General features: G+C 61.3%; 21 protein-coding genes. 8 read left to right on the top strand and 13 right to left on the bottom strand.

Annotated features, from left to right (window positions below):
- Positions 1–2 precede the first annotated feature (2 nt).
- Positions 3–899, bottom strand: a complete 897-nt coding sequence (locus tag ACSQ3G_RS08965; protein ID WP_046611350.1) for a LysR family transcriptional regulator — start codon at positions 897–899, stop codon at positions 3–5.
- Between the two features lie 213 nt (positions 900–1,112).
- Here ACSQ3G_RS08965 and ACSQ3G_RS08960 point away from each other — a divergent pair, with 213 nt between their 5' ends.
- Positions 1,113–1,322, top strand: a complete 210-nt coding sequence (locus ACSQ3G_RS08960; RefSeq protein WP_105403492.1) for a hypothetical protein — start codon at positions 1,113–1,115, stop codon at positions 1,320–1,322.
- Positions 1,323–1,558: 236 nt separating this feature from the next.
- A complete protein-coding gene (locus ACSQ3G_RS08955; protein WP_105440472.1) occupies positions 1,559–2,578 on the top strand; it encodes a GlxA family transcriptional regulator in 1,020 nt (339 codons plus the stop codon).
- A 19-nt stretch (positions 2,579–2,597) separates the two neighbouring features.
- Here the strand turns inward: ACSQ3G_RS08955 and ACSQ3G_RS08950 are convergent, their stop codons facing one another.
- From ACSQ3G_RS08950 to ACSQ3G_RS08935, 4 genes are all read right to left on the bottom strand, one after another.
- A complete protein-coding gene (locus ACSQ3G_RS08950) occupies positions 2,598–3,206 on the bottom strand; it encodes a GGDEF domain-containing protein (RefSeq protein ID WP_436109765.1) in 609 nt (202 codons plus the stop codon).
- A gap of 17 nt (positions 3,207–3,223) precedes the next feature.
- Positions 3,224–4,072 (bottom strand): response regulator, encoded by an 849-nt coding sequence (locus tag ACSQ3G_RS08945; RefSeq protein WP_436109764.1) that lies wholly within the window; start codon positions 4,070–4,072, stop codon positions 3,224–3,226.
- A 158-nt stretch (positions 4,073–4,230) separates the two neighbouring features.
- The gene (locus ACSQ3G_RS08940) at positions 4,231–6,744 is read right to left on the bottom strand and encodes a GcvT family protein (RefSeq protein ID WP_436109763.1); all 2,514 of its coding nucleotides are present in this window, start codon (positions 6,742–6,744) and stop codon (positions 4,231–4,233) included.
- 154 nt (positions 6,745–6,898) lie between these two features.
- Positions 6,899–9,379: a mechanosensitive ion channel domain-containing protein gene (locus ACSQ3G_RS08935; RefSeq protein ID WP_436109762.1), complete on the bottom strand. Its 2,481-nt coding sequence runs from the start codon at positions 9,377–9,379 to the stop codon at positions 6,899–6,901.
- A gap of 164 nt (positions 9,380–9,543) precedes the next feature.
- Here ACSQ3G_RS08935 and ACSQ3G_RS08930 point away from each other — a divergent pair, with 164 nt between their 5' ends.
- Positions 9,544–9,795 (top strand): GlsB/YeaQ/YmgE family stress response membrane protein, encoded by a 252-nt coding sequence (locus tag ACSQ3G_RS08930; protein ID WP_046599797.1) that lies wholly within the window; start codon positions 9,544–9,546, stop codon positions 9,793–9,795.
- A gap of 11 nt (positions 9,796–9,806) precedes the next feature.
- Here the strand turns inward: ACSQ3G_RS08930 and ACSQ3G_RS08925 are convergent, their stop codons facing one another.
- From ACSQ3G_RS08925 to ACSQ3G_RS08900, 6 genes are all read right to left on the bottom strand, one after another.
- The gene (locus ACSQ3G_RS08925) at positions 9,807–10,364 is read right to left on the bottom strand and encodes a DUF924 family protein (protein ID WP_436109761.1); all 558 of its coding nucleotides are present in this window, start codon (positions 10,362–10,364) and stop codon (positions 9,807–9,809) included.
- Between the two features lie 10 nt (positions 10,365–10,374).
- Positions 10,375–10,866 carry a heme-degrading domain-containing protein gene (locus ACSQ3G_RS08920; RefSeq protein ID WP_436109760.1) on the bottom strand — a complete coding sequence of 164 codons (492 nt, stop codon included), beginning with the start codon at positions 10,864–10,866 and terminating at the stop codon, positions 10,375–10,377.
- Positions 10,867–10,926: 60 nt separating this feature from the next.
- Positions 10,927–11,478 (bottom strand): FMN reductase, encoded by a 552-nt coding sequence (gene msuE / locus ACSQ3G_RS08915; protein WP_436109759.1) that lies wholly within the window; start codon positions 11,476–11,478, stop codon positions 10,927–10,929.
- Positions 11,479–11,595: 117 nt separating this feature from the next.
- On the bottom strand, positions 11,596–12,981 hold the full coding sequence (locus tag ACSQ3G_RS08910) for an FAD/NAD(P)-binding protein (RefSeq protein ID WP_436109758.1): 1,386 nt from the start codon (positions 12,979–12,981) through the stop codon (positions 11,596–11,598).
- A gap of 148 nt (positions 12,982–13,129) precedes the next feature.
- Positions 13,130–13,432, bottom strand: a complete 303-nt coding sequence (locus tag ACSQ3G_RS08905; protein WP_436109757.1) for a hypothetical protein — start codon at positions 13,430–13,432, stop codon at positions 13,130–13,132.
- 84 nt (positions 13,433–13,516) lie between these two features.
- A complete protein-coding gene (locus tag ACSQ3G_RS08900; RefSeq protein WP_105403596.1) occupies positions 13,517–13,882 on the bottom strand; it encodes a response regulator in 366 nt (121 codons plus the stop codon).
- A 347-nt stretch (positions 13,883–14,229) separates the two neighbouring features.
- Here ACSQ3G_RS08900 and ACSQ3G_RS08895 point away from each other — a divergent pair, with 347 nt between their 5' ends.
- The 5 genes from ACSQ3G_RS08895 (at position 14,230) to ACSQ3G_RS08875 (ending at position 19,419) form a co-directional block, all read left to right on the top strand.
- On the top strand, positions 14,230–14,850 hold the full coding sequence (locus tag ACSQ3G_RS08895; RefSeq protein ID WP_436111691.1) for a YjbE family putative metal transport protein: 621 nt from the start codon (positions 14,230–14,232) through the stop codon (positions 14,848–14,850).
- Positions 14,851–15,156: 306 nt separating this feature from the next.
- On the top strand, positions 15,157–15,666 hold the full coding sequence (locus tag ACSQ3G_RS08890) for a cupin domain-containing protein (RefSeq protein WP_436109756.1): 510 nt from the start codon (positions 15,157–15,159) through the stop codon (positions 15,664–15,666).
- A gap of 208 nt (positions 15,667–15,874) precedes the next feature.
- Entirely contained in the window at positions 15,875–16,282 is a 408-nt protein-coding gene (locus ACSQ3G_RS08885) for a hypothetical protein (RefSeq protein WP_436109755.1), read from the top strand.
- A gap of 88 nt (positions 16,283–16,370) precedes the next feature.
- Positions 16,371–18,908, top strand: coding sequence for a protein translocase subunit SecD (secD, locus tag ACSQ3G_RS08880; RefSeq protein WP_436109754.1), 2,538 nt, complete (start codon positions 16,371–16,373; stop codon positions 18,906–18,908).
- A 73-nt stretch (positions 18,909–18,981) separates the two neighbouring features.
- Complete coding sequence (locus tag ACSQ3G_RS08875; protein WP_105416039.1) at positions 18,982–19,419, top strand: YqaA family protein; 438 nt, start codon at positions 18,982–18,984, stop codon at positions 19,417–19,419.
- Here ACSQ3G_RS08875 and ACSQ3G_RS08870 read toward each other — a convergent pair whose 3' ends face one another.
- Both ACSQ3G_RS08870 and ACSQ3G_RS08865 read right to left on the bottom strand, forming a co-directional pair.
- Positions 19,420–20,046: a TetR family transcriptional regulator gene (locus tag ACSQ3G_RS08870; protein WP_436109753.1), complete on the bottom strand. Its 627-nt coding sequence runs from the start codon at positions 20,044–20,046 to the stop codon at positions 19,420–19,422. It abuts the gene before it with no gap.
- A gap of 15 nt (positions 20,047–20,061) precedes the next feature.
- Entirely contained in the window at positions 20,062–20,727 is a 666-nt protein-coding gene (locus tag ACSQ3G_RS08865; protein ID WP_436109752.1) for a class I SAM-dependent methyltransferase, read from the bottom strand.
- Positions 20,728–20,869: the final 142 nt, after the last annotated feature.

Genomic DNA, 20,869 nt, shown 5'->3' with positions numbered 1-20,869 from the left:
GATCAGGCAGCAGCGGCGACCAGCGAGCCGAAAGCCTCGCGGATGCTTTCGGCCACGGCCTTGCCGGGCACGGAAAGCTGCGGTGCCGTCAACAGTCGGATATCGAAGTTGATGAGTTCCGGCAGGCCCTCTTTCGCCCCGAGTATCTGCATGTCGTCGGTGACGTAGGAGCGCGGGAACGGCGCGATCGCCAGATCGGACAGCACGGCGGCGCGCTGCGCCATCGTATGGGCGCTGGCATAGGCAATGCGATAGCTCCGCTTGTGCTTCTCAAGCTGAGAAATTGCATCATGTCGCCACACGCATCCGTCTTCCCAGACGGAGATCGGCAGCGGATCGCGCAGATAGGCCGTGCCGCATTTGGCGCCGGCCCAGACCAGTCGTTCCGTGTGAATCATCTCGCCGGCCGTTGAGAAAGGCCGGGTGGCACAGTTGATCAGCGCCAGGTCCAGCCGCTGCTCGTCCATGCGCTTCTTGAGCGCCAGGCTCATATCGACCGTGACATCGACCATGATGCCGGGAAAGCTTTCGCCGAAATCCTTGAGCACCTTCGGCAGAAGGCGTTCGGCGATATCGTCCGGCGCGCCGAGACGTACCACGCCGGAGAGTTCCGGCATGACGAAACGTGACACTGCCTCATTGGAGAGCGCCAGCATGCGCCGCGCATAGGAAAGCAGCATCTCGCCATGCTGCGTCAGCGACACCGAGCGGGCGTCGCGCAGGAAGAGCGTCGTCTTCAACTGCTCTTCCAGTTTCTTGATCTGCATAGAGACCGCTGACGGCGTACGCAGAACTGCATCGGCCGCGGTCGAGAAATTGCCGGTTTCGGCAATCGCCACGAACGTGCGCAATACGTCATTATCGAGCAGCGGAAGCGGCGGGCGGAATGGAACAGTCATGTCAGCCTCTATCAATAATTCTGAACTTAAGCACCATATCATTTCGTTTGATTGAATGTCAAACCGACGGCATACTCAAAAACATCGGAAGCAAGCGTCGATACCAAACAGAATTTCATGAGACGCATAACTTGCATCCGATTGATTGATGGATTGATGGCGTTCATTGTCCCGACTGAGCGTTGTCCCATGAGACACCCAAGGAGAACTGACATGACTATGATCACCTATCAGGAGAGCGATCGCTCCCGGTCCCGGCCGTCATCGTTCGCCTCGCTCATCCGCCCTGCCCTGGACGCGGTTATCAGCCTTCGCGATCAATGGCGTCGTCGCCAGACCGAAAGAATGCTGGAAGGTCTGCCGGCAGAAATCCGCAAGGACATCGGATGGCCGACGACCAATGCCGCACCGCATCGCCGATAACCCTCCCGCTCCATGGCCCGCCGACGCGAACAGCGAAGCGGGCCATGTAGTCTGAGACACGCTTTGAGCCTATCGCCTTTGGCAATTACGTCTGCGACCCGCTTATGTCGCAAAAATGTTATCAGCCTGTCGTCCAAAGCCCTTCTCCGCCGCCTTTCCCCGTGCCAATGTCGCTTTTGAAGAAAAGCGGGCCGCAATGTACGGCCACGAACAAGGGGAATGACGGCATGAATGTGATGACCAAAAACCCGGCAGCAAAGCGCTCTCTCGTCTTTTTTCTTGTTCCCCATTTCACCATGCTGCCTTTTGCTGCAGCGGTGGAGACGCTGCGAATCGCCAATCGCATGCTCGGATACTCGGCCTATACCTGGCGGCTCTGTTCCGCCGACGGCGAAAAGGTCTATTCCTCGAGCGGCATCGGGATCGAAGTAAACTCTTCTCTCGCCGACGAACGCCGCAACCTCTCCGGTGAAAGCCGTCCGAACATGGTTCTCGTCTGCTCCGGCGTCTACGTGGAGGAGTTCAACAACAAGTCGGTCAACGCCTGGCTACGCGAGACCTATAACCGCGGCATTGCCGTTGGAAGCCTCTGCACGGGGGCGCATGTCCTGGCCCAGGCCGGGCTGCTGAACGGCAAGCGCTGTGCGATCCATTGGGAGAACCTGCCAGGCTTTGCCGAGGCATTCCCGCAGGCGGAAGTCTATGCGGATCTCTATGAGGTCGATTCGAACCTCTATACCTGCGCCGGCGGCACCGCCTCGCTCGACATGATGCTGAACCTGATCAGCCAGGATTTCGGCGAGAACCTCGTCAACCGCGTCTGTGAGCAGCAGTTGACGGACCGTGTCCGCAATCCGCACGACCGCCAGCGCCTGCCGCTGCGGGCGCGCCTCGGCGTCCAGAACGCCAAGGTTCTGACGATCATCGAGGTCATGGAAAACAACCTCTCCGAACCGCTGTCGCTGGTCGAGATCGCCGACGACGCCGGCCTCTCCCGGCGCCAGATCGAACGCCTGTTCCGCCAGGAAATGGGCCGCTCGCCGGCGCGCTATTATCTGGAGATCCGGCTCGACCGGGCAAGGCACCTGCTCGTGCAATCCTCGATGCCCGTGGTCGAGGTGGCGGTTGCCTGCGGGTTCGTGTCCGCGTCGCATTTCTCGAAATGTTATCGGGAGGTCTATAATCGTTCGCCGCAGCAGGAACGGGCCGAGCGCAAGCTCAATATGAATACGTCGCGCACCGGCGTCGTGGCCTGAGCCGTGGGATTGCGGCGGGTCAGCCTGCCGCCTGCAGCGCTATTGTATAGTCGGAGAACACTCTGTTCCGGCCATGGCTTTTCGCCATGAACAGGAATTGTTCTGCGGCGTTGAGATAATTGTCGAACGTTTCCGGGCCGCAGACCTCCGCCAGTCCGATCGAAACGGTCATCGAAAAATCGACATCGCCGGAAACGATCCTGATGCCGGCAATATCAAGCCTCAGTTTCTCGCAGAATTCCGTCGCAGCGGCTACGTCGAGGCCGACCAGCAGCATGCCGAATTCTTCGTCACCCAGCCGCGCAAGAAAATGTCGGCTGCCGCGACATGCGGAACCAAGCCTGGCGGCGGTGGTCTTGACGACCTGGGCGACGGTTTCTTCGCAATGGACAGCGTTCAACCGCCGAAAATGGTCGATGTCCACGATCGCGACGGCGCAGGATATCCCCTCGGAAAGACATTCCCTCACCACCGGTTCGCCAAGCCGGTAAAATTCCTTCAGGTTGGCAAAACCGGTCAGCGGATCGGCAGTCGGACGGGCCGCCTCCATCTGGATGCCCGACGGCGGCGCCAAACCGTAGGTCAGACGCTCCTTCTCCCGGGAATGCTGGCTTAGAAGGTACGGCATACGGAGTTCCTCGGGGATCAGGCGACGTTCTTCACCGCCGTTTCCTGGCGTCTTGCCTGCATCGACCGGATCTGGATGAGTGTATCCAGGTTCTGGTTGACGCGGCAGTAAAATTCCTCGTCGATGAAGGGGCGCAGCATGAAGTCATTGCCGCCGGCCTTCAGGAAACGGGCCGAAAGCAGCCGGTTCGAAGAGGACGACACGCCGATGATCCTGAGTTCGTGTGAGCCGCGCACCGAACGAATGCGGCGGGTGAGTTCGAAGCCGTCGATATCGGGCATGTTGTAGTCGGTGACCACGAGGCCGATATCCGGGTTCTTCTTGAGAAGATCCAAGGCCTTGGCACCGTTCTCGGCAACGCTGACCCGAAAATTGTAGCGCTTCAGGCGGCTCGAGAGCAGCGCTCTTGCGGTCGGGCTGTCGTCGACGATCAGAACGTGGTGGCGATGATTGGTAAGGAACCGGCAGACCGATTCGGCCAGCATTTCAACCGCGAAGACATTGTCCTTGAGGATATAGTCGACGATATCCTTAGTCAGCAGTTTGTCGCGGGTTTCTTCATGGAAGGTCCCGGTAAAGACAATGGTCGGGATCGACAGATCGACGAGATACTCCAGCGCTTCCCCGTTTTCCGCGCCTGGCAGATTGATATTGGAAATCGCCAGCATCACCGGCTCGGCGGAGCGGTCATAGGCGAACTGCAGTTCCTCGAAGTTGCGGCAGATCTCGACCTCGATGCCGAACAGCTCCCTGAGCCGAGTCCCGATCATCGATGTGAAGACGTTCGAATCCTCCGCAAGCAGGATGCGGGAGTTTGCCAGTGATTGGCCGGAATACTGCATCCCGGAGATGCCGAGGAATGTCATGGTGCCCCTATCGAATAAGATATTATCCCCTCTGATAACATCCCTAGTGGAAACGCTTTGCAGAACCGTTAATCAGGGCAGCACTACGGTATCAAAACGGTACGGGCGGCCCGAAGACCGCCCGCTAACGTCAATGACTTCTTACTTTTAGCCGGTTTTCAGGCCCGCAGCGCAGTGTTGTCCATGTCGAACGGACTTTCCGGCACAACACTGGCATTGTAGAGGCTGCCGAGAATCTTGATCTTGAGCCTGGTGCCGGTCTCTGCATAACCCGGTTTGACCATCGCAAGCGCCAACGACTTGCCGATACGCCAGCCGTAGGCGCCGTTGGTGGCGCGGCCGATCAATTCGCCATCTTCGTTGTAGATCGCCTCGGAACCGCGGGCATCGACATCATTGGCGCCTTCGATGACCAGCGTGCAGAAATTCCACTTCAGCCCCTTTTCCTTGTAGGAAAGCAGACCTTGCTTGCCGAGAAAGTCCTTGTCGGTCTTGATGAAACGGTCGAGACCGGACTCGTAGGCATTGTACTCGATCGACATTTCGCGCGGGATGAGCCGGTAGGATTTCTCGACCGACATCGAGAGCATGGCGCGGATGCCGAAAGGCTTGATGCCGAATTCGGCACCGGCTTCCATCAGCTTGTCGAAGATATAGTTCTGCATCTCGATCGGGTGATGCAGTTCCCAGCCCAGTTCGCCGACGAAATTAACGCGCAGCGCATGGGCGGACGCCATGCCGACGGAAATCTCCTTGCCGGAAAGCCAGGGGAAATCCTTGTTGTCGAGGCTGGTGCGGGTGAGCTTCTTCAGAACCTGGCGAGACTTCGGGCCGGCCAGAACCAGCACGCCGAGCCTCTGGGTGATCTGGGTCAGTTTGACCGAGCCATCTGTCGGGGCGAGCTTACGCAGGTAATCCTGGTCATGCGCCTCATAGGCGCCCGCCGACACGAGATAGAAACGATCCGGTGCCCATTCATAGACGGTGAACTCGGACCGCACCCCACCCTGTTTTGTCAGAAGGTGGCAGAGCGCGATGCGGCCGCGCTTCTTCGGGATAGCATTGGCAAAGATCGAGTCGAGGAAAGCGCGCGCACCGGGGCCGGACACTTCCATCTTGGCGAAGGCCGACATGTCGAGCACACCGACATTCTCGTGGACATTCTTGACCTCGTTGCCCACGTGGTCGAAATAGTTCGAGCGGCGGAAGGACCATTTTTCGACGATCCGGCCATCTTCCAGCGCCGGCGCATGATTGTGGCCGGTCAGCACCTCTACCCCGACGCCGAGGTCTTCCGCAGGCACTTCATAACCTTCAGGCGCGAACCAATTGGCGCGCTCCCAGCCGTAGACGGAGCCGAACACGGCACCCATCTTCTTCAACCGGTCATAGACCGGCGTCGTCTTCAAGGGACGCGCGGCGGAACGCTCTTCGTCAGGATAATGCATCGTGAAAACATTGGCATAGGCCTCTTCGTTCTTTTCGATGAGGTAGCCTTCCGTTGCGTAAGGCCCGAAGCGGCGCGGATCGACGCCCATCATATCGACGGTGGGTTCGCCATCGACGATCCATTCCGCCAGCTGCCAGCCGGCGCCGCCAGCGGCGGTGATGCCGAAGGAATGGCCTTCGTTTAGCCAGAAGTTCTTGAGGCCGGGCGCGGGACCGACGATCGGCGAGCCGTCCGGCGTATAGGCGATCGCGCCATTGTAGACCTTCTTGATGCCCACTTCGCCGAAGGCCGGCACGCGCACGATGGCGGTCTCGATATAGGGCATCAGCCGGTCGAGTTCCTCGTTGAAGAGCTCGTATTCGCTCTCGTCGGACGGACCGTCGACGTAACAGACGGGTGCTCCGACCTCGTAAGGCCCGAGCAGCAGGCCGCCATTCTCCTCGCGCATGTACCAGGAGGAGTCCGATTCGCGTAGAACCCCCATTTCCGGCAGGCCCTTGGCCTTGCGCTCCTGGATCGCCGGATGCGGCTCGGTGACGATGTACTGGTGTTCGACCGGTATGACCGGAATGTTGATGCCGACCATCTCGCCGGTCTTGCGGGCGAAGTTGCCGGTGCAGGAAATGATGTGCTCGGCGGTGATCTCGCCCTTGTCGGTCGTCACCTTCCAGAGCCCGTCCGGCTGTTGTTCGATGGCGGTGACAGTCGTGTTGCGATAGATCGTGGCGCCGAGGTCACGCGCGCCCTTGGCAAGCGCCTGGGTGAGGTCCGCCGGCTGGATATAGCCGTCGTCCGGATGCTGGATGGCGCCGAGGATTCCATCCATCTCGCAGAGCGGCCAGATCTCCTTTACCTGTTCGGGCGTCAGGACGTTGACCGTGACACCGATCGTCTCGGCGATCCCGGCATAATACATGTACTCTTCCCAGCGGTCCTTGGTGCGGGCGAGACGGATGTTCGAGACTTTCGAGAAACCGACATTCATGCCGGTCTCTTCCTGCAGTTCCTGATAGAAGCGCACCGAATATTTGTGCAGCTGGCCGACCGAATAGGAGAGGTTGAAAAGCGGCAGAAGGCCCGCCGCATGCCAGGTCGAACCGGAGGTCAATTCCTTGCGTTCGATCAGGACGGCATCGCTCCAGCCCTTTTTCGCCAGATGATAAAGCGTCGAAACACCGACCACGCCGCCGCCGATCACCACCGCCCGTGCATGTGTCTTCATGGAAAGAACCCCTCTTCGGCCTCGTGTGGCCTTTTCGCAAACTGCAGGGACTATGCAATTCCGACAGGCGGGCCAAACGCCTGTTTACGACATGCCAGGAGCCAGCCCGCGACGATCATCAGAATGGCCGCGCGGGGCTAGGGCAGAGGGCCGGTTATGCGCCCCCTCTTGCATCGTTCTCCTCCGGCAGGATCGGCCGGCCCCGATGAAAGATGATCTCCTGCTGCGGGAACGGTATCGCGATCCCCTCCTCCTTGAACCGCTTGAGGATGGCGATCCTCAGATTGTTGCGGATCCTCAAACCCTCGCCCATGTCGGCCAGATGGAACCTCAGTTCGAAATTGAGCGAGGAAGGCCCGAAGTTCAGAAACTCGACGTGCGGTTCCGGATTGCGCAACACTTCCGGCACCTGATCGACCAGTTCCAGAAGGATATCCATCACCTTTTGCGGATCGGTGTGGTGGCTCACCGCGACCGGCACTTCGGAACGCCCGATCTTGTTGCGATGCGTCCAGTTGCCGACCGGCGAATTGATGAGGTCCGAATTCGGGACGATGATTGACTGCTTGCGGAACGTCTCGATCTCCGTGGCGCGCACCGAAATGCGCTTGACGATACCTTCCGTCGTGCCGGTCACCACATGGTCGCCGACCTTGAAGGGCCGCTCGACAAGCAGGATCAGACCGGACACGAAGTTCGAGACGATGTTCTGGAGGCCGAAACCGATGCCGACCGACAGGGCGGACGCCACCAGCGCGAAGCTCGACAGGTCGATGCCGGCGGCTGAGACGCCGACCAGCACTGCAAGCCCGATGCCGAGGTAACCGATACCGGTCTTGACCGAGTTGCGGACCCCGAGATCCACCTGGCTGCGCGCCAGCACATTGCCGTCGATCCACTTCTGTACCCAGCGGGTGACGACGAAACCGAGGCCGAAAAGCAGGATGCCGCCGAGAATGCCGACGATCGAGATCGAGATGTTGCCGATCCGGATCTGCGTGAAGAAACTGTAGATCCAGGCTTCGATATCGGCGATCTGGAAGCCCCAGGTCAGCAGGATGAGGGGGATGCCGAGGATCAGCGCAAAGGCGTAGATGCCAAGTCCAGCAACGAGCCCTGCCTGGTCGAGGGAGACCTCGCCGAAATTGAAGCTTTCGGCGAGCCGGCGGCCGACCGCCGTATCCGTGAACGATCCCTGTTTCGAAACCGCCCTGCCCGACAGGAGCCCGATATAGATCAGCACGATCACCGCACCGGTCAGCACGATCTGGGTCGAAGCGAACCGGGCAAGCCCCACATATCCCGTCAGCACCGACAGGATCAGGAGCAGGCCCGTGATCCGGAGGAACAGCGGAAAGAAGCGCGGCCACCGATGTCCCGGCCCATCGGGATCTTCACCCTCGACAAGCCGCGGCTGGACGAAGGAGATGGCAATCAGGATCAGGCCGATGATCACCGAAGCGAGCAGACTTTTGACGATGGTCAGAACCAGCGGCGAATTCAGCGCCTCGCTGATCGCGCCGAGCAGATAGTCGAGCCCGTTGACGATCGCCATGGCGAGTACGGCGAGCGTCAGCAGGCGGGCGCCGCGATTGGTGATGCGGACGAGCCGCCACTCCGGCTCGCCCGGCGCCAATACGCCATAGGTGAGCTTCCAGACGAAATTAACGAACCAGACGAAGCCGAAAAAGGTCACCACGATCGGCGTGATATCCGTCCGCAGCACGTTGAAGCCGTCGAGGAACAGGAAGGAAGCGAGCAGAAAGGCCGCCAGCGCCACGGTCTGGATCACCGTCGACCAGAACGCCACCGACAATCTCCTTATATAGGAGGGATGTTCGTGGTCGTTTCGCCGGATGAAGCGCCCGAACAGCCGGTATCCTCCGGACAGGAAGAGCATAGCCGCGCCGAGCGACAGCGCCAGAGCGCCCAGCAGCTGCAGCTTCTTGAATTTCCAGACGAAACTGATCCAGCCGCTGAAGGTAGAGCCGAAGTTCCTGACCTCGGCGACGAACGCGTGGCCGGCATCGGCGAACAATTCGCCCGACAGCTCGGTGTGGCGGAACAGCGTCTGAGTAAACAGCGTGCGGCGCAGATTGGTGATCGTGTTGGCGACCTGGGTCGCGCTGTTGGAAAGCTGGCCGGCGTCGTCGACGATCAGATTGAGCTCGGAGCGCTCGTTCAACAGCCGATTGCGCTCTTCAACGACCGCGGGCGCTTCCGGAGGCTGGCCGGCCGCAGGCGGCTCGCCGAGGCTCTTAAGCCGGGCCTGGATCTGTTCGACGCGAGTGCGCATGGCATCCGAGGCCGAGCGCATTTCGCCGACGATCGTTTCCGCCTGAACCCTGAGTTCCGCAAGGCGCGCATCGTCATCGGCGTCGCTTTGGATCCGGTTGCGGAAGCTATCGAGCCGCTGACGGATCGTGTCTATCTTGCCCTTCATGTCCGAATTGATCGAATCGAGGGTGACGTCGGGTGGCACCTGCTCCTGGCGCTGTCCCTGCGCCTGCTGTTGCGTCTGGGCAAACACATGCGACGACGAGCCCAGCTGGACGGCGGCGATCATGAGTGCGGCGAACAGCACGCGGGTTATGCGCTGAACGGTTGAAGGGCCGGTCGTGGGAAGTTCTGTCAAATGTCTGCTCTTTTGTCTTTCGATCGGATTCGTCGGCGAAAATAGAGTGACTTCTGGGCGAAGAAAAGGAATGCTGTAGTCCAGGTTCCAGGAATTGTTCCAATTCCTGGAACCTGGAACATTTCTTCGCGTTTCCCCGTCCCAACAATCATTGAGGGTAAGTCATGGAACAGGCAGGTATCGGCTGGATCGCAGCCATCATCATCGGCGGCATTGCCGGCTGGCTCGCCGAAAAGTTCATGAAAAGCGACATGGGCTTGATCATGAACATCATCCTGGGCATTGTCGGCGCCATCATCGCCAATGCCATTCTCGGCGTCTTCGGCGTCGTGCTCGGCGGCTGGATCGGCTACCTGATCGCCGGCTTCATCGGTGCATGCATCCTGATTGCCGTCGCACGCATGTTCCGCCGATAATTACTTCGAGATCAGAAACCGGCGCCGGGCTTGGCAAGATATTCGAGTTCGGCGGCGGTCGATTCCCGGCCGAGCAGCGCATTGCGATGCGGGAAACGACCAAATTCGCGGATCACCGCACGGTGACGTTCCGCATAGTCCAGATATTCCGCATCACCCAGCAAGGCGAAGAGTTCAACCGACCGATCCTGATCGGCGAGCGTCTCCGAATGCTCGAAGGGAAGATAGAAGAAGCCGCGCTGCTCGGGCAGAACCGCCATATCCGCGCCAGCCTCGATGGCAAGCCTTGCCTCACGCAAGGCCAGCCAATCCGTCGCGAAGGCAAGCGGCGTGCCGCGATAGAGGTTGCGGGAAAGCTGGTCTAGAACGATCACCGCCGCGAGCCGATTTTCCGGGGACGTCCGCCAGGCATCGAGCTCGCCGCGGGCAAGCGAAAGATGAGTGGCCGCGAAATGCCGGCGCATCGCCTCGTCGAGCGCCTCGTTCTTCTCGAACCAGTCTTTGCGGGTCAGCTCCTTGAACCAGAAGGTGAAAACTTCCCCGGGGGTTTTTATGTCGGCCTGCGCCATAGCTATCTCCTTATCCGAGACGGAGTGTGGAGATATCCTTGCCGGTCATCCGGGCAAGGGCTTCGACGACCATATTATGATCCTCGCGCTGCGGCAGGCCCGACACCGTCACCGCCCCTATGCAGCCGACGCCGGCGACCTTGATCGGAAAGCTGCCGCCATGCGGCGCGTGGTCCGCTGCGGGAATACCATATCGGCTTTCCACCGTATCGCCCTGGAGCTCGAGCTTCCGCCCGATTGCATAACTCGATTGGAAAAACCGGAACACCAGATTGCGCTTGCGGCGTACCCAGTTTTCGTTGTCTGCGGTGGTGCCCGGCAATGCCGTGTAGAAGGCCGACATCGAATGCAGCCGCACGTCGATGACGACGCTCAGGCCCCGTTCGACGGCCATATGGCGAAGCACCGATCCGAGGTCCCAGGCAGTGGTCAGGTCGAACCGGTCGAAGACGAGTGCCTTCTCCTGTTCCGCGATCTTCGCCATGTCTTCTTCGATCGTCATGCGTTCCCCTCCGGATTGCGATGGCGGGGATTGATGACGACAAATCCGGCGAAAGTAAAGTTACTCGGCGGCAGCAAGTTCCCGGACGGGGAAGAAGGCGGCAAGCTCATCGATGGCAAAGCCGATCCGTTGCTGCAGGGTTTCCGAGACTACCCGGTAATCGGCGAAATCGCGATCGGAGGCGTAGACGGCCGTCGGCAATGTATGGGCCATGAAGAAGCCGAACAGCGGCCGAAGCTGATGTTCGACCATCAATGCGTGCCGGTCGCCGCCGCCGGTTGCGGTGATCAGGATCGGCTTGGCGCGCAATTGTTCCGGATCGATCAGGTCGATGAAATGTTTGAACAGGCCGGGATAGCTGCCCTTGTAGGTCGGCGAACCGACGATCAGGAAATCGGCCTCCACGACATCGGCGAGCACCTTGGCGGCTGCTTCGTCGAGATCGCCCTGGCGTTGTGCTTGACCGAGAGACGGCCCGACATCGGTGAGGTCGTGAAGCCGGATGTCGAATCCATAACGTTCGGCTGCGACGGAAGCGATGTGTTCGACCAGCGCAAAAGTCTTGGATGGGCGGTTATAGCTACCCGCAAGACCGACGAGTTTCAGGGCCATGGAAATTCCTCTCTGCGCAATGACTTTCTCCAGATTAGCGTGGGTACCGCAGCATGAAAGCAAGGAACCTGCCGCAGATATCCCGTCAGAAGAAAATCATGCTCAGGGAATGCCCGATCACGCGATGCGGGCCGTCCGCGGCGCAGCGCGGGCGATCTGGGTCGTGATCTCTTCGGCAAGCGCCTTCGCCTGGACACGGATATCCGGCACCGCCGTGATCTCCCAGAACTGGCCGGCGGTCAGCGCTCCGGCTGCAAACAGGCCCGGCTGCGGCCGGCCGTCCGGGTCGAGAACCCGAGACTGCCGATCGACGCAGATGCCAAGTCCGAGTTCGTCCATGGAGATCATCTGTCGATTGCGCATCTCGGTCAGCAGCGGCGAATGGCCGATGCCGGCGCGCTCCATGCCTGTGCAGTTGACGATCCAGTCGGCATGGAGGGAGACGATATCCGGCGTGCCGCGTTGCCTGAACCGGACGTTCGCACCGTCGCCATCCCTGTCGATCGAGCGGAGGAAGCCTGCATGCACAGTCACCGTGCCATCCTTCAGAAGCGCGTCGAAGCGCGCAAACACCTCCGGCGCGATACGGTGACGATGGACATTCCACCAGGCCAGCGCGTGCCGAAGGAAACGGGACCGCTGAACGGCACCGAGGCTCTGCCACAAAGCCTGTGTCTGCGGTCGCAGGCCGTCGACAACGCCCCGCCAGTCGGCACCGTTCTCCACCTGCCGGCGCAAAGCGTGAAGCAGGGCGCTGATCTCCCGGGTATCGGGCAGGTCCGGCGTGACCGGAGCGGCGCGTCGAGTTGGATGCGGGTGCGGCACCAGTCCGCGCCGCGACAGGACATGGATGCGACCGCGATGGCTCTGGGCCCGCAGCGACAGGACCTGGTCGATCATCGTTAGCCCAGAGCCGAAGATACAGAGTTCGTCGGTACGGCCCACGCGCGAAAGCCACCCGAGCCGCCAGGGATTGTCGATGGTCCGGGCGCCGACGGCCGAATCGATGCGATCCTTCGGCAGAGGCAGGTCGGCATTGCCGACGCCGAGTGCCAGGATAACGGTACGAGCGCGCAGTTCGCCGCCATTGTCGAGATGGAAAACGAGCCCGTCCTGTTCGCAGTGGACGCAGGCGGTGGCCTTGGCCCGAATGAAATCCACATGCGCCCGCCGCTCGCGGGGCCTCAGCAGCGAAGCCAGCGTGTCGCGCAGGTAGAGCCCATAGTCGCCGCGAGAGGCGAAATCCTCGGGAAAGGCCGCCCTGCCCTGGCGGCGCAGCCATTCGACGAAATCGTCCGGCCGATCCGGAAACACACTCATCCGCGCCGCCGGCACATTGAGGCGGTGCAGGTAAAATTCGGTGCGGTAGGCGGTGCCCCGCCCGAAGCCGGGATCGTCGCCGACCACGGCAATCGAGGCTGAGGACGGCAGGAAGCGAAGGAGATTGATGGTAAGGGCGATTGCGGAAAAACCGGAACCGACGACGGCGACATCATAAGTCATCAAGCACACTCCTCGTCCTTGGTTGCTCTGGGCGAAAGGCTGTCTTGGGGACCACCAGAAGTCGGTTTTGAATCCGCTTCCGTGACCGCTTCAATGTCTACCAACTTAATAGAGATTGACGAAGAGTAAAGGCGTTTTCGCGTCTCTATCAGTTGCACGCCTGTTCAGGCCGCGGCACCGTCAGGGCTTCGGCGCTTGGATTGGTATTGCTCGGCGTCCCCAGCGGCTGGCAGTGATCTTCGTGATCGACGGTGCCGGTCGTGCTGTTGGTCGTCGTCGGATCGGTAACGCCGGGAAGCGTCGTGACCCTCGAGGCGCCGGAATTGGCGTCGGGTTTGGTGGTTGTCGTGCCGGACAAGGCGGGAGTTGCGCCAGGGCCGGATGTCTGGGCCAAAACGGGTGCCGCAAGCGACAGCGAAAGGGCGGAAAACGCGATGAACCTCTTCGGCATCTGAAATTCCTCCGGTTGATCGAAGGAGGTAACCGGAAGCCATACCACTTGGTTCCGGCGACCCGTCTTCGGTCCACCGATGTTTCAGCCCGGCATCATCTCGTGGATCGAGGACAGCAGCAGGTCGTGCTGATAGGGTTTCGGCAGGAACACCGTATTGGTCGGCAGAAGCATCGGATCGAGGCTGACAACGCCCGACGTGATGATGATGCCGATGCTCGGGCGGATGGCGCGGATACGCTGAGCAAGCTGAATGCCATCCATGGACCCGGCCATGTTGACGTCGGTGAAGACAATGTCGATATCGTCGCGGTTGCGGAACAGCACCATCGCCTCGTCGGCATTGCCGGCTTCCAATACGTAATGTCCGACCTCTTCCAGCGCATCGAGCGTGGTAAAGCGGATCAGCGGTTCATCCTCGACGACAAGCACAACGGCCTTCTGCGCCATCTACGTCTCCTTCATCCCTTGGACGCCTGCCCCCACAGCTTCCCAAGGCGAAAAAACTCTGCGCCTTGAGTGGCAGGTTGGGGACCTGCTCCGCCGTGAGGCCATATAGGGGGCAGGTGAGTCGCGGCAAGTGGAGGTAGAGCGCGGTGAAAAGCTGCGGCTCGGATCGTCTGCCTTCTCCCGGTGCGAAATCCGCTTCGATAGCGGACGATGCCGTTTGACAAAACGCAAAATACGCTTGCCAAGCGCTTGGAAATATTCTGTACCAGTCCGCATAAAAGCACGACTAGAAGATCAGCATAGCCTCATACCCTCAATCTACTCCCGGTTCAGGTTCACGCTTCATGATGGAACTCTTCACCGCAGGCGGCCTTGCGGCGCTTCTCGAGGTCATTGCCATCAACCTCGTTCTTTCCGGCGACAATGCCATCGTCATCGGCCTTGCTGCCGCCGGTCTTCCAGCCGCGCTCCGCAAAAAAGCGATCATCTTCGGCATTTCCGCCGCCACCGTGCTGCGCCTCGTGTTTGCGGTCGTCGCCACCTATCTTCTGGCGATCAAGGGGCTCCAGCTTGTGGGCGGTCTGCTGCTCGGCTGGGTCTGCTGGAAAATGTGGAGCGAACTGCGCGAAGGCCACAGCGACGATGCACATTCTGCCGCCGAAGCGAGGGAAAAGGCTGCCAACAAGACCTTTTTCCAGGCTGCCACCCAGATCGTCGTCGCCGACGTCTCCATGTCGCTCGACAATGTGCTTGCCGTCGCCGGTGCCGCCAAGGAACATTCCATAGTGCTGATCGTCGGCCTGATCATCTCGATCGCGCTGATGGGCGTGGCGGCCAACTTCGTCGCCAAACTCCTGTCCCGCTTCCGCTGGATCGCCTATGTCGGCCTGGCCGTCATCGTCTATGTGGCCCTCGACATGATCTACCAGGGCTCGATTGAAGTCCTGCCACTCATTCAGGGCGTTTGAGGCTCCTTCACCCACGAACATCGGCGGTGTTTCGCGACTCGATCCGCGATGCAACCGACAAGCGGCCGTTCGATCTGCCGCTCGCGCGGGAGAGGCTAAAGGGGCCATCGGCGCGTGACAGTGCGTTGATTTGAAACAGGAAAGTTATTCTTTCCTTACCAAGTCTTTGACATTTGGGACGTTCCCATTGATCATGTTCATTGAGCAAAGCTACGTGGCCTCCAGCCGGCATGACGCCGGTCAGGGGCTCGCGGACCCCCTACTCGCAAGAGTTGGTGAGCCCCGTCCTAGTCAATGAGAACGATCTTGAGCCATAGCCACGACGATCATCACCACCCTCATGACGATGACCATGACGGTCATTCCAACGTCGATTGGCGCGAGCACGGCGTGAAAGTCATTCCCGGCAGTTCGCTCGATCCCAACACCGCCCAGACTCCCGGCATGAACCGCGCGACCGCGATCAACAACGCCCGCGCGGGCGCCGAGAAGATCTGGGCGGGCACGGTGACGATCCATGCCAACGCCAAGACCGGCGCCCATCACCACGGCGATCTCGAAAGCATTATCTATGTGCTGAAGGGAAAGGCGCGGATGCGCTGGGGCGACAACCTGGAATTCGTGGCGGAGGCCGGCCCCGGCGATTTCATCTACGTGCCGCCCTATGTGCCGCACCAGGAGATTAACGCCAGTCCGGACGAAACGCTGGAATGCGTGCTTTGCCGCTCCGGCCAGGACCCGGTCGTCGTCAATCTCGACATCGAACCCATCGAGAAGCCGGAAGAAGTCCTGTGGAAGGACCCGATCCACAAATAGAGGCGGCTCTTCATGGTCTCATGCAGGCAGATCGGCAAAGGCGCCGATTTCAGACCCGCAATGCCGTGATCGGCGCAAATGCCGCCGCAATCTGCCGTTACGCTCCCGGCCTACTGGAGATTGACCGCCTCCCACCTCTCCTTTAGAAGGCGGCATTCCGTTCCGAAGCAAAGACTTCGGGATTTTTAACGCTCCGGAGCTGATGCGGATGGCGCTGTTTCCGCAGGACAAGCGGACGAGAAACGGACGCGAACAGGAAAGCCACCTGTCGCGCTGGCCGGTCTTTGCCGCCGCTCTGCTGATCGCTGCGCTGCTCGGCCTGCTGTCGAGTGTCGTCAAGGACGTACAATTCCCCCGCGGCATTCTTTCGGCCGACAGGACCAGCGACACTCCGCACCTGACCAAGCGCGAACCTTTGCGCGCACTCGCAGCCATGGACCGCAAGGACGGAACGGGCGCCCATTGGCCCGCAGGCGGCGGTGCGCTGGAAGCCCGCGCCATCGAGATCACTTTCCCGGTTTTCGTCCCGGCCTTCGCCTCGAAGCCGTCTTCCCATCCGGTGGCCTCCCCGTTCTGGCATGGTTCGCTGGCGCGCGCGCCGCCGGCCCGCGTCTGAGATATCGCGCGCCAAGCGCTTGAACGACATCAGCATTCTGCCCTAACCGCTCGACAGAGCGTGGCTCGGGCTCAGCAGGATTAAACATATGAGAAATTCCCCATGGTTGGTGGCGAGCTATGCCGTCATCATCATTCTCGGTATTCTGGTCGCTCTACCGAACGTGATTCCGCAGTCGGCGCTCGACCGCATGCCGTCGTGGCTGCCGCATAGCCGCGTGGCACTCGGCCTCGACCTGCGTGGCGGTTCGCATCTCGTGCTCGAGGTGGACCGTCCCGATCTGATCAACGAACGCGTCCAGAGCCTGCTGCAGGACGCCCGCCGCGTGCTGCGCGACAAGAACATCAACACTTCGGCGATCCGCCGGTCCGGCGATACGATCACCGTTGCGGTGCGCGACGCGGCCCAGCGTGCTGCAGCCGTGACGGAACTCCAGACGCTCGCCAACCCGATCGGCCTCGGCACGAGCGTCGGCGGCAGCGATCTCGCAATCACCACGCCGACCGACAACACGATCTTGATCGCCCAGACGGAAGCCGGCATCAACTCGCACATCACCGCGGCTGTCGAGCAGAGCCTTGAAATCATCCGCCAGCGCGTCGACCAAGTCGGCGTCGCCGAGCCGACAATCCAGCGGGTCGGATCGGACCGCGTCCTCGTGCAGCTCCCAGGCGAGCAGGATCCCTCCCGTCTTCGCCAGCTCCTCGGCTCGACCGCCAAGATGAGTTTCCATCTGCTCGGCCAGCAGGGCGAGGCCGGCGTCACCATGCTCGCCGACGAGCGCGGCAACCAGTATCCGGTCCTCGACCGCGTCGAACTGTCCGGCGACCGCCTGACGGATGCCCGCGCCGCCTTCGACCAGCAGACCAACGAACCCGTCGTCAACTTCCGCTTCGACAGCGCCGGCGCCAACCGCTTCGCGCAGATCACCCAGCAGAATGTCGGTCGTCCCTTCGCGATCGTGCTCGACAACAAGGTTCTCAGCGCGCCGGTCATCCGCACGCCGATCACCGGCGGTTCGGGCCAGATCTCCGGCGGCTTCTCGGTTTCGGAAGCCAACACTCTGTCTGCGCTGCTGCGCGCCGGCGCCCTGCCCGCCAAGCTGACCGTCATCGAGGAACGCACCGTCGGTGCCGACCTCGGCGCCGACGCCATCGAAATGGGCATCTTTACCGGCATCATCGGCTTCGGCCTGGTCGTCGCCTTCATGCTGTTTCTCTACGGCACCTGGGGCATCCTCGCGAACGTGGCGCTGTTCATCAACGTCATCCTGACCTTCGCCGGCCTGACGCTGATCGGCTCGACGCTGACCTTGCCCGGCATCGCCGGCGTCGTGCTCGGGATCGGCCTTGCGGTGGACGCCAACGTCCTCATCAACGAACGCATCAAGGAAGAGTCGCGCAAGGGCCGCAGCGCCTTTGCAGCGATCGATGCGGGCTTCAAGCGCGCCTATTCGACCATCGTCGACAGTAACGTCACCAGCCTGATCGCCACGGTCCTGCTCTTCTGGTTCGGCTCCGGTCCGGTGCGCGGTTTCGCCGTCACCATGGGCCTCGGCATCATGATCTCGATGTTCACGGCCGTGTCGGTCGTTCGCGTCGCGATGGTGTTCATCACCGCCCGCAGGAAGCTGAAGAAGATCGACATCAGGCCGCTGCTGCCGATCAAGCTCGTTCCGGACGGCACCCATATCCACTTCATGAAGGGCCGCTTCCTCGGCATCGGCGTCTCGGTCATCCTGTCGATCGCCTCGGTCGTGCTGTTCTTCACGCCGGGCCTCAACTACGGCGTCGACTTCCGCGGCGGCATCCAGATGGAAGTCACCACCACACAGCAGACCGACCTTGCAGCCTTCCGCTCCGGCCTCGGAGAACTCGGCCTCGGCGAAGTGGCCCTGCAGGAATTCGGCGGCAACAACCGCGTACTTGTCCGCGTCGAGCGCCAGCCCGGCGGCGAGCAGGCCCAGACGGTCGCCGTCGAGAAGCTGAAGGCGGAGATCACCAAGATCGACCAGACCGCCAAGGTGGAACGCACCGAAGTCGTCGGCCCGAAGGTCAGCGGCGAGCTTGCCACCGCCGGCTTCCTGTCGGTCGGTCTCGCCTCGATCGCCATGATGATCTACATCTGGGCGCGGTTCGAATGGCCGTTCGCCGTCGGCGCGATCGCGACGCTCGTGCTCGACGTGACGAAGACGATCGGCTTCTTCGCGCTGACCGGTCTCGACTTCAACCTGACGGCCATCGCGGCGTTGCTGACGCTGGTCGGTTATTCCGTCAACGACAAGGTCGTGGTCTACGACCGCATGCGTGAAAACATGCGGCTCTACAAGAAGATGTCGCTGCGCGACGTGATCGACCTGTCGATCAACGAAACGCTCGCCCGAAGCCTCTATACTTCGGCAACCGCCTTCCTGGCCCTGCTGCCGATGGCGATCTGGGGTGGTAGCGCTGTGGAAAGCTTCGCGGTGCCGATGGTCTTCGGTATCGCCGTCGCAGCGCTTTCGTCCGTCTTCATCGCGGCGCCGATCCTGCTCTTCCTTGGCGACTGGCGCACCCGCCACAAGGCGCAGACCGAATCCGCCGGCGAAAAGGCCGTCGGCGACGGCGAGCGTCCCAGCCAGGCCTGAGCCTCCTTGGTATGAAAGCAGAAGGGCGGATTTTCATCCGCCCTTTTTCATTCGGCTCGGCTATAGCTCCATCATGTTCGATTTCGCCGCCTATGCAGGCCTGTTCTCCGCCGCCTTCATCGCCGCCACGATCTTTCCGATGCAGTCGGAAGCGATTCTGGTCGGGCTTATCCTGGCCGACCGGTATTCGCTCGTCGGTTTGCTGCTGGTTGCTTCGGTCGGCAATACGGCGGGCGCTGCAGTCAACTGGCTGCTCGGGCGGGGCGTCGAGCGGTTTCGCGACAGCCGCTGGTTTCCGGTCAGCGAGGACAAGCTGGACAAGGCGCAGGCCTGGTACCAGAAATACGGAAAATGGTCGCTGTTGCTGAGCTGGCTGCCGATCGGCGGTGACGCGATCACGGTTGCGGCCGGCGTGCTCAAGGAACCGCTGCCGACCTTCCTGATCCTGGTGTTCATCGGCAAGGCGCTGCGCTACGTGGTGCTCGCCGCGGCGACGCTCAGCGTGATCTAATCAGCGCCCCTGCCCCTCGTTGCCGAAATCGGCCAGCGTCTTCCAGAAATCGCCGAAGAACTGGTGCGCGAAGGTTTCGAGCGAGGTGCCCGGCGGCTGTTCGTTCCAGAGTTCCCCGGCCGCCCGCAAGGCGCCTATGACCACAGCGGCGAGCAGGCGCACGCGCAGCCGCTCCTCGTCGCTCCGGCTGCGAGCCTTCAGCGCTTCCGTGAGCTTCAGCTCGAGCTTGGCATATTTGAGCTGGTCGCGGGCCTTCAGCGCCGGCGTGCGCCGGATCAGTTCTCCGAGCGCCATCGCTCTTTCGTCGGCCGCCGAGACGATGGCGCTGACGAGGCCGTGCTGCACGGCCTTTACCGCCGGCTCGTCCGCTGGCCTGGACGCGATCGCCGCCATTAGATGGTCGGCAAAACCGTCCTGCCAGGCGAACACGACCTCTTCCTTGGACGGAAAATAGTCGAAGAAACTGCGTTTCGAGACCTCGGCGCGTTCGGCAATTTCCTCGATCGTCGTGGCGTCGAAACCGCGCTCGAGGAACAGGCTCATCGCCGCTTCCTCGATGCGTTCGCGGGTCTGCCGGCGCTTGACTTCCCGCCGGCCTTCCTTGGCGCCATCAGTCGTCCTGGTCATTGCATCCGATTTTGTTCAGCCGCCCGCTTCGTCGGCATTGTGGACCGGACCGGCCTCTGCCTCGCCACGATATCTGGAACGCTCCCGCGTCAGGTCCAGCGGTTTGCGGCGGGAAATCCGGTAGACGGCAGCCGGCGGCAGGTTGCGCACGGTGTGGCCGATATGCACGGCCTTCAGGCCCAGCCGGTCGAGGATCGGCCGCGGCACGGGGCAGCGCGGGCCGTAGGTGAACTGATAGAAGGAACCGCCCGGACGGATATAGGTAAAGGCACCGCCGAGGATCGCGGTAATCTTGCGAGGAGACATGGAGAGCAGCGGCAGGCCGCTGATGACCGCGCCGACCGGTTCGCCCTCGAAAATATCTTCATGGGCAAGCTTTGCCGCGTCCATCTGCAGAACCCGCGCTTCCGGAAACCGCCGCTGCAGGCCGGGAACGAATTCCGGACCGTATTCGATCAGGGTAAGGTCGGATTGGGCAACGCCGCGGGCCAGCAGCGCACGGGTGAACACGCCGGTGCCCGGACCGAGTTCGATGACCGGACCGTCGAGGGGAGCGATCTCCTGGGTCATCAGCCGCGCGAGCGAATCCCCCGAAGGCGCCACCGCCGCAACCCGCAATGGGTTGCTGATCCACGAACGGAAGAAATGCAGGAAATCGGAGAATGCGGCATCTGCTGTCATGGTCAGAGACTCACCGGTTTGAAAATGCAATCGAGTATTCCGCCGACCTTGACAGCCCGCATGGCAATTCCAAGGCATCGGAACCTCCGTTCAAGAAAAATACCCATACCGGCCGCAGAATTGTGCAGTGCAGCGCCTACAT

The sequence above is a fragment of the Neorhizobium tomejilense genome (assembly GCF_964254135.1).
GTDB lineage: Bacteria > Pseudomonadota > Alphaproteobacteria > Rhizobiales > Rhizobiaceae > Neorhizobium > Neorhizobium tomejilense.
The sequence above is the reverse complement of the archived record's forward strand: the minus strand, read 5'-3'. Positions and strand labels throughout refer to the sequence as shown.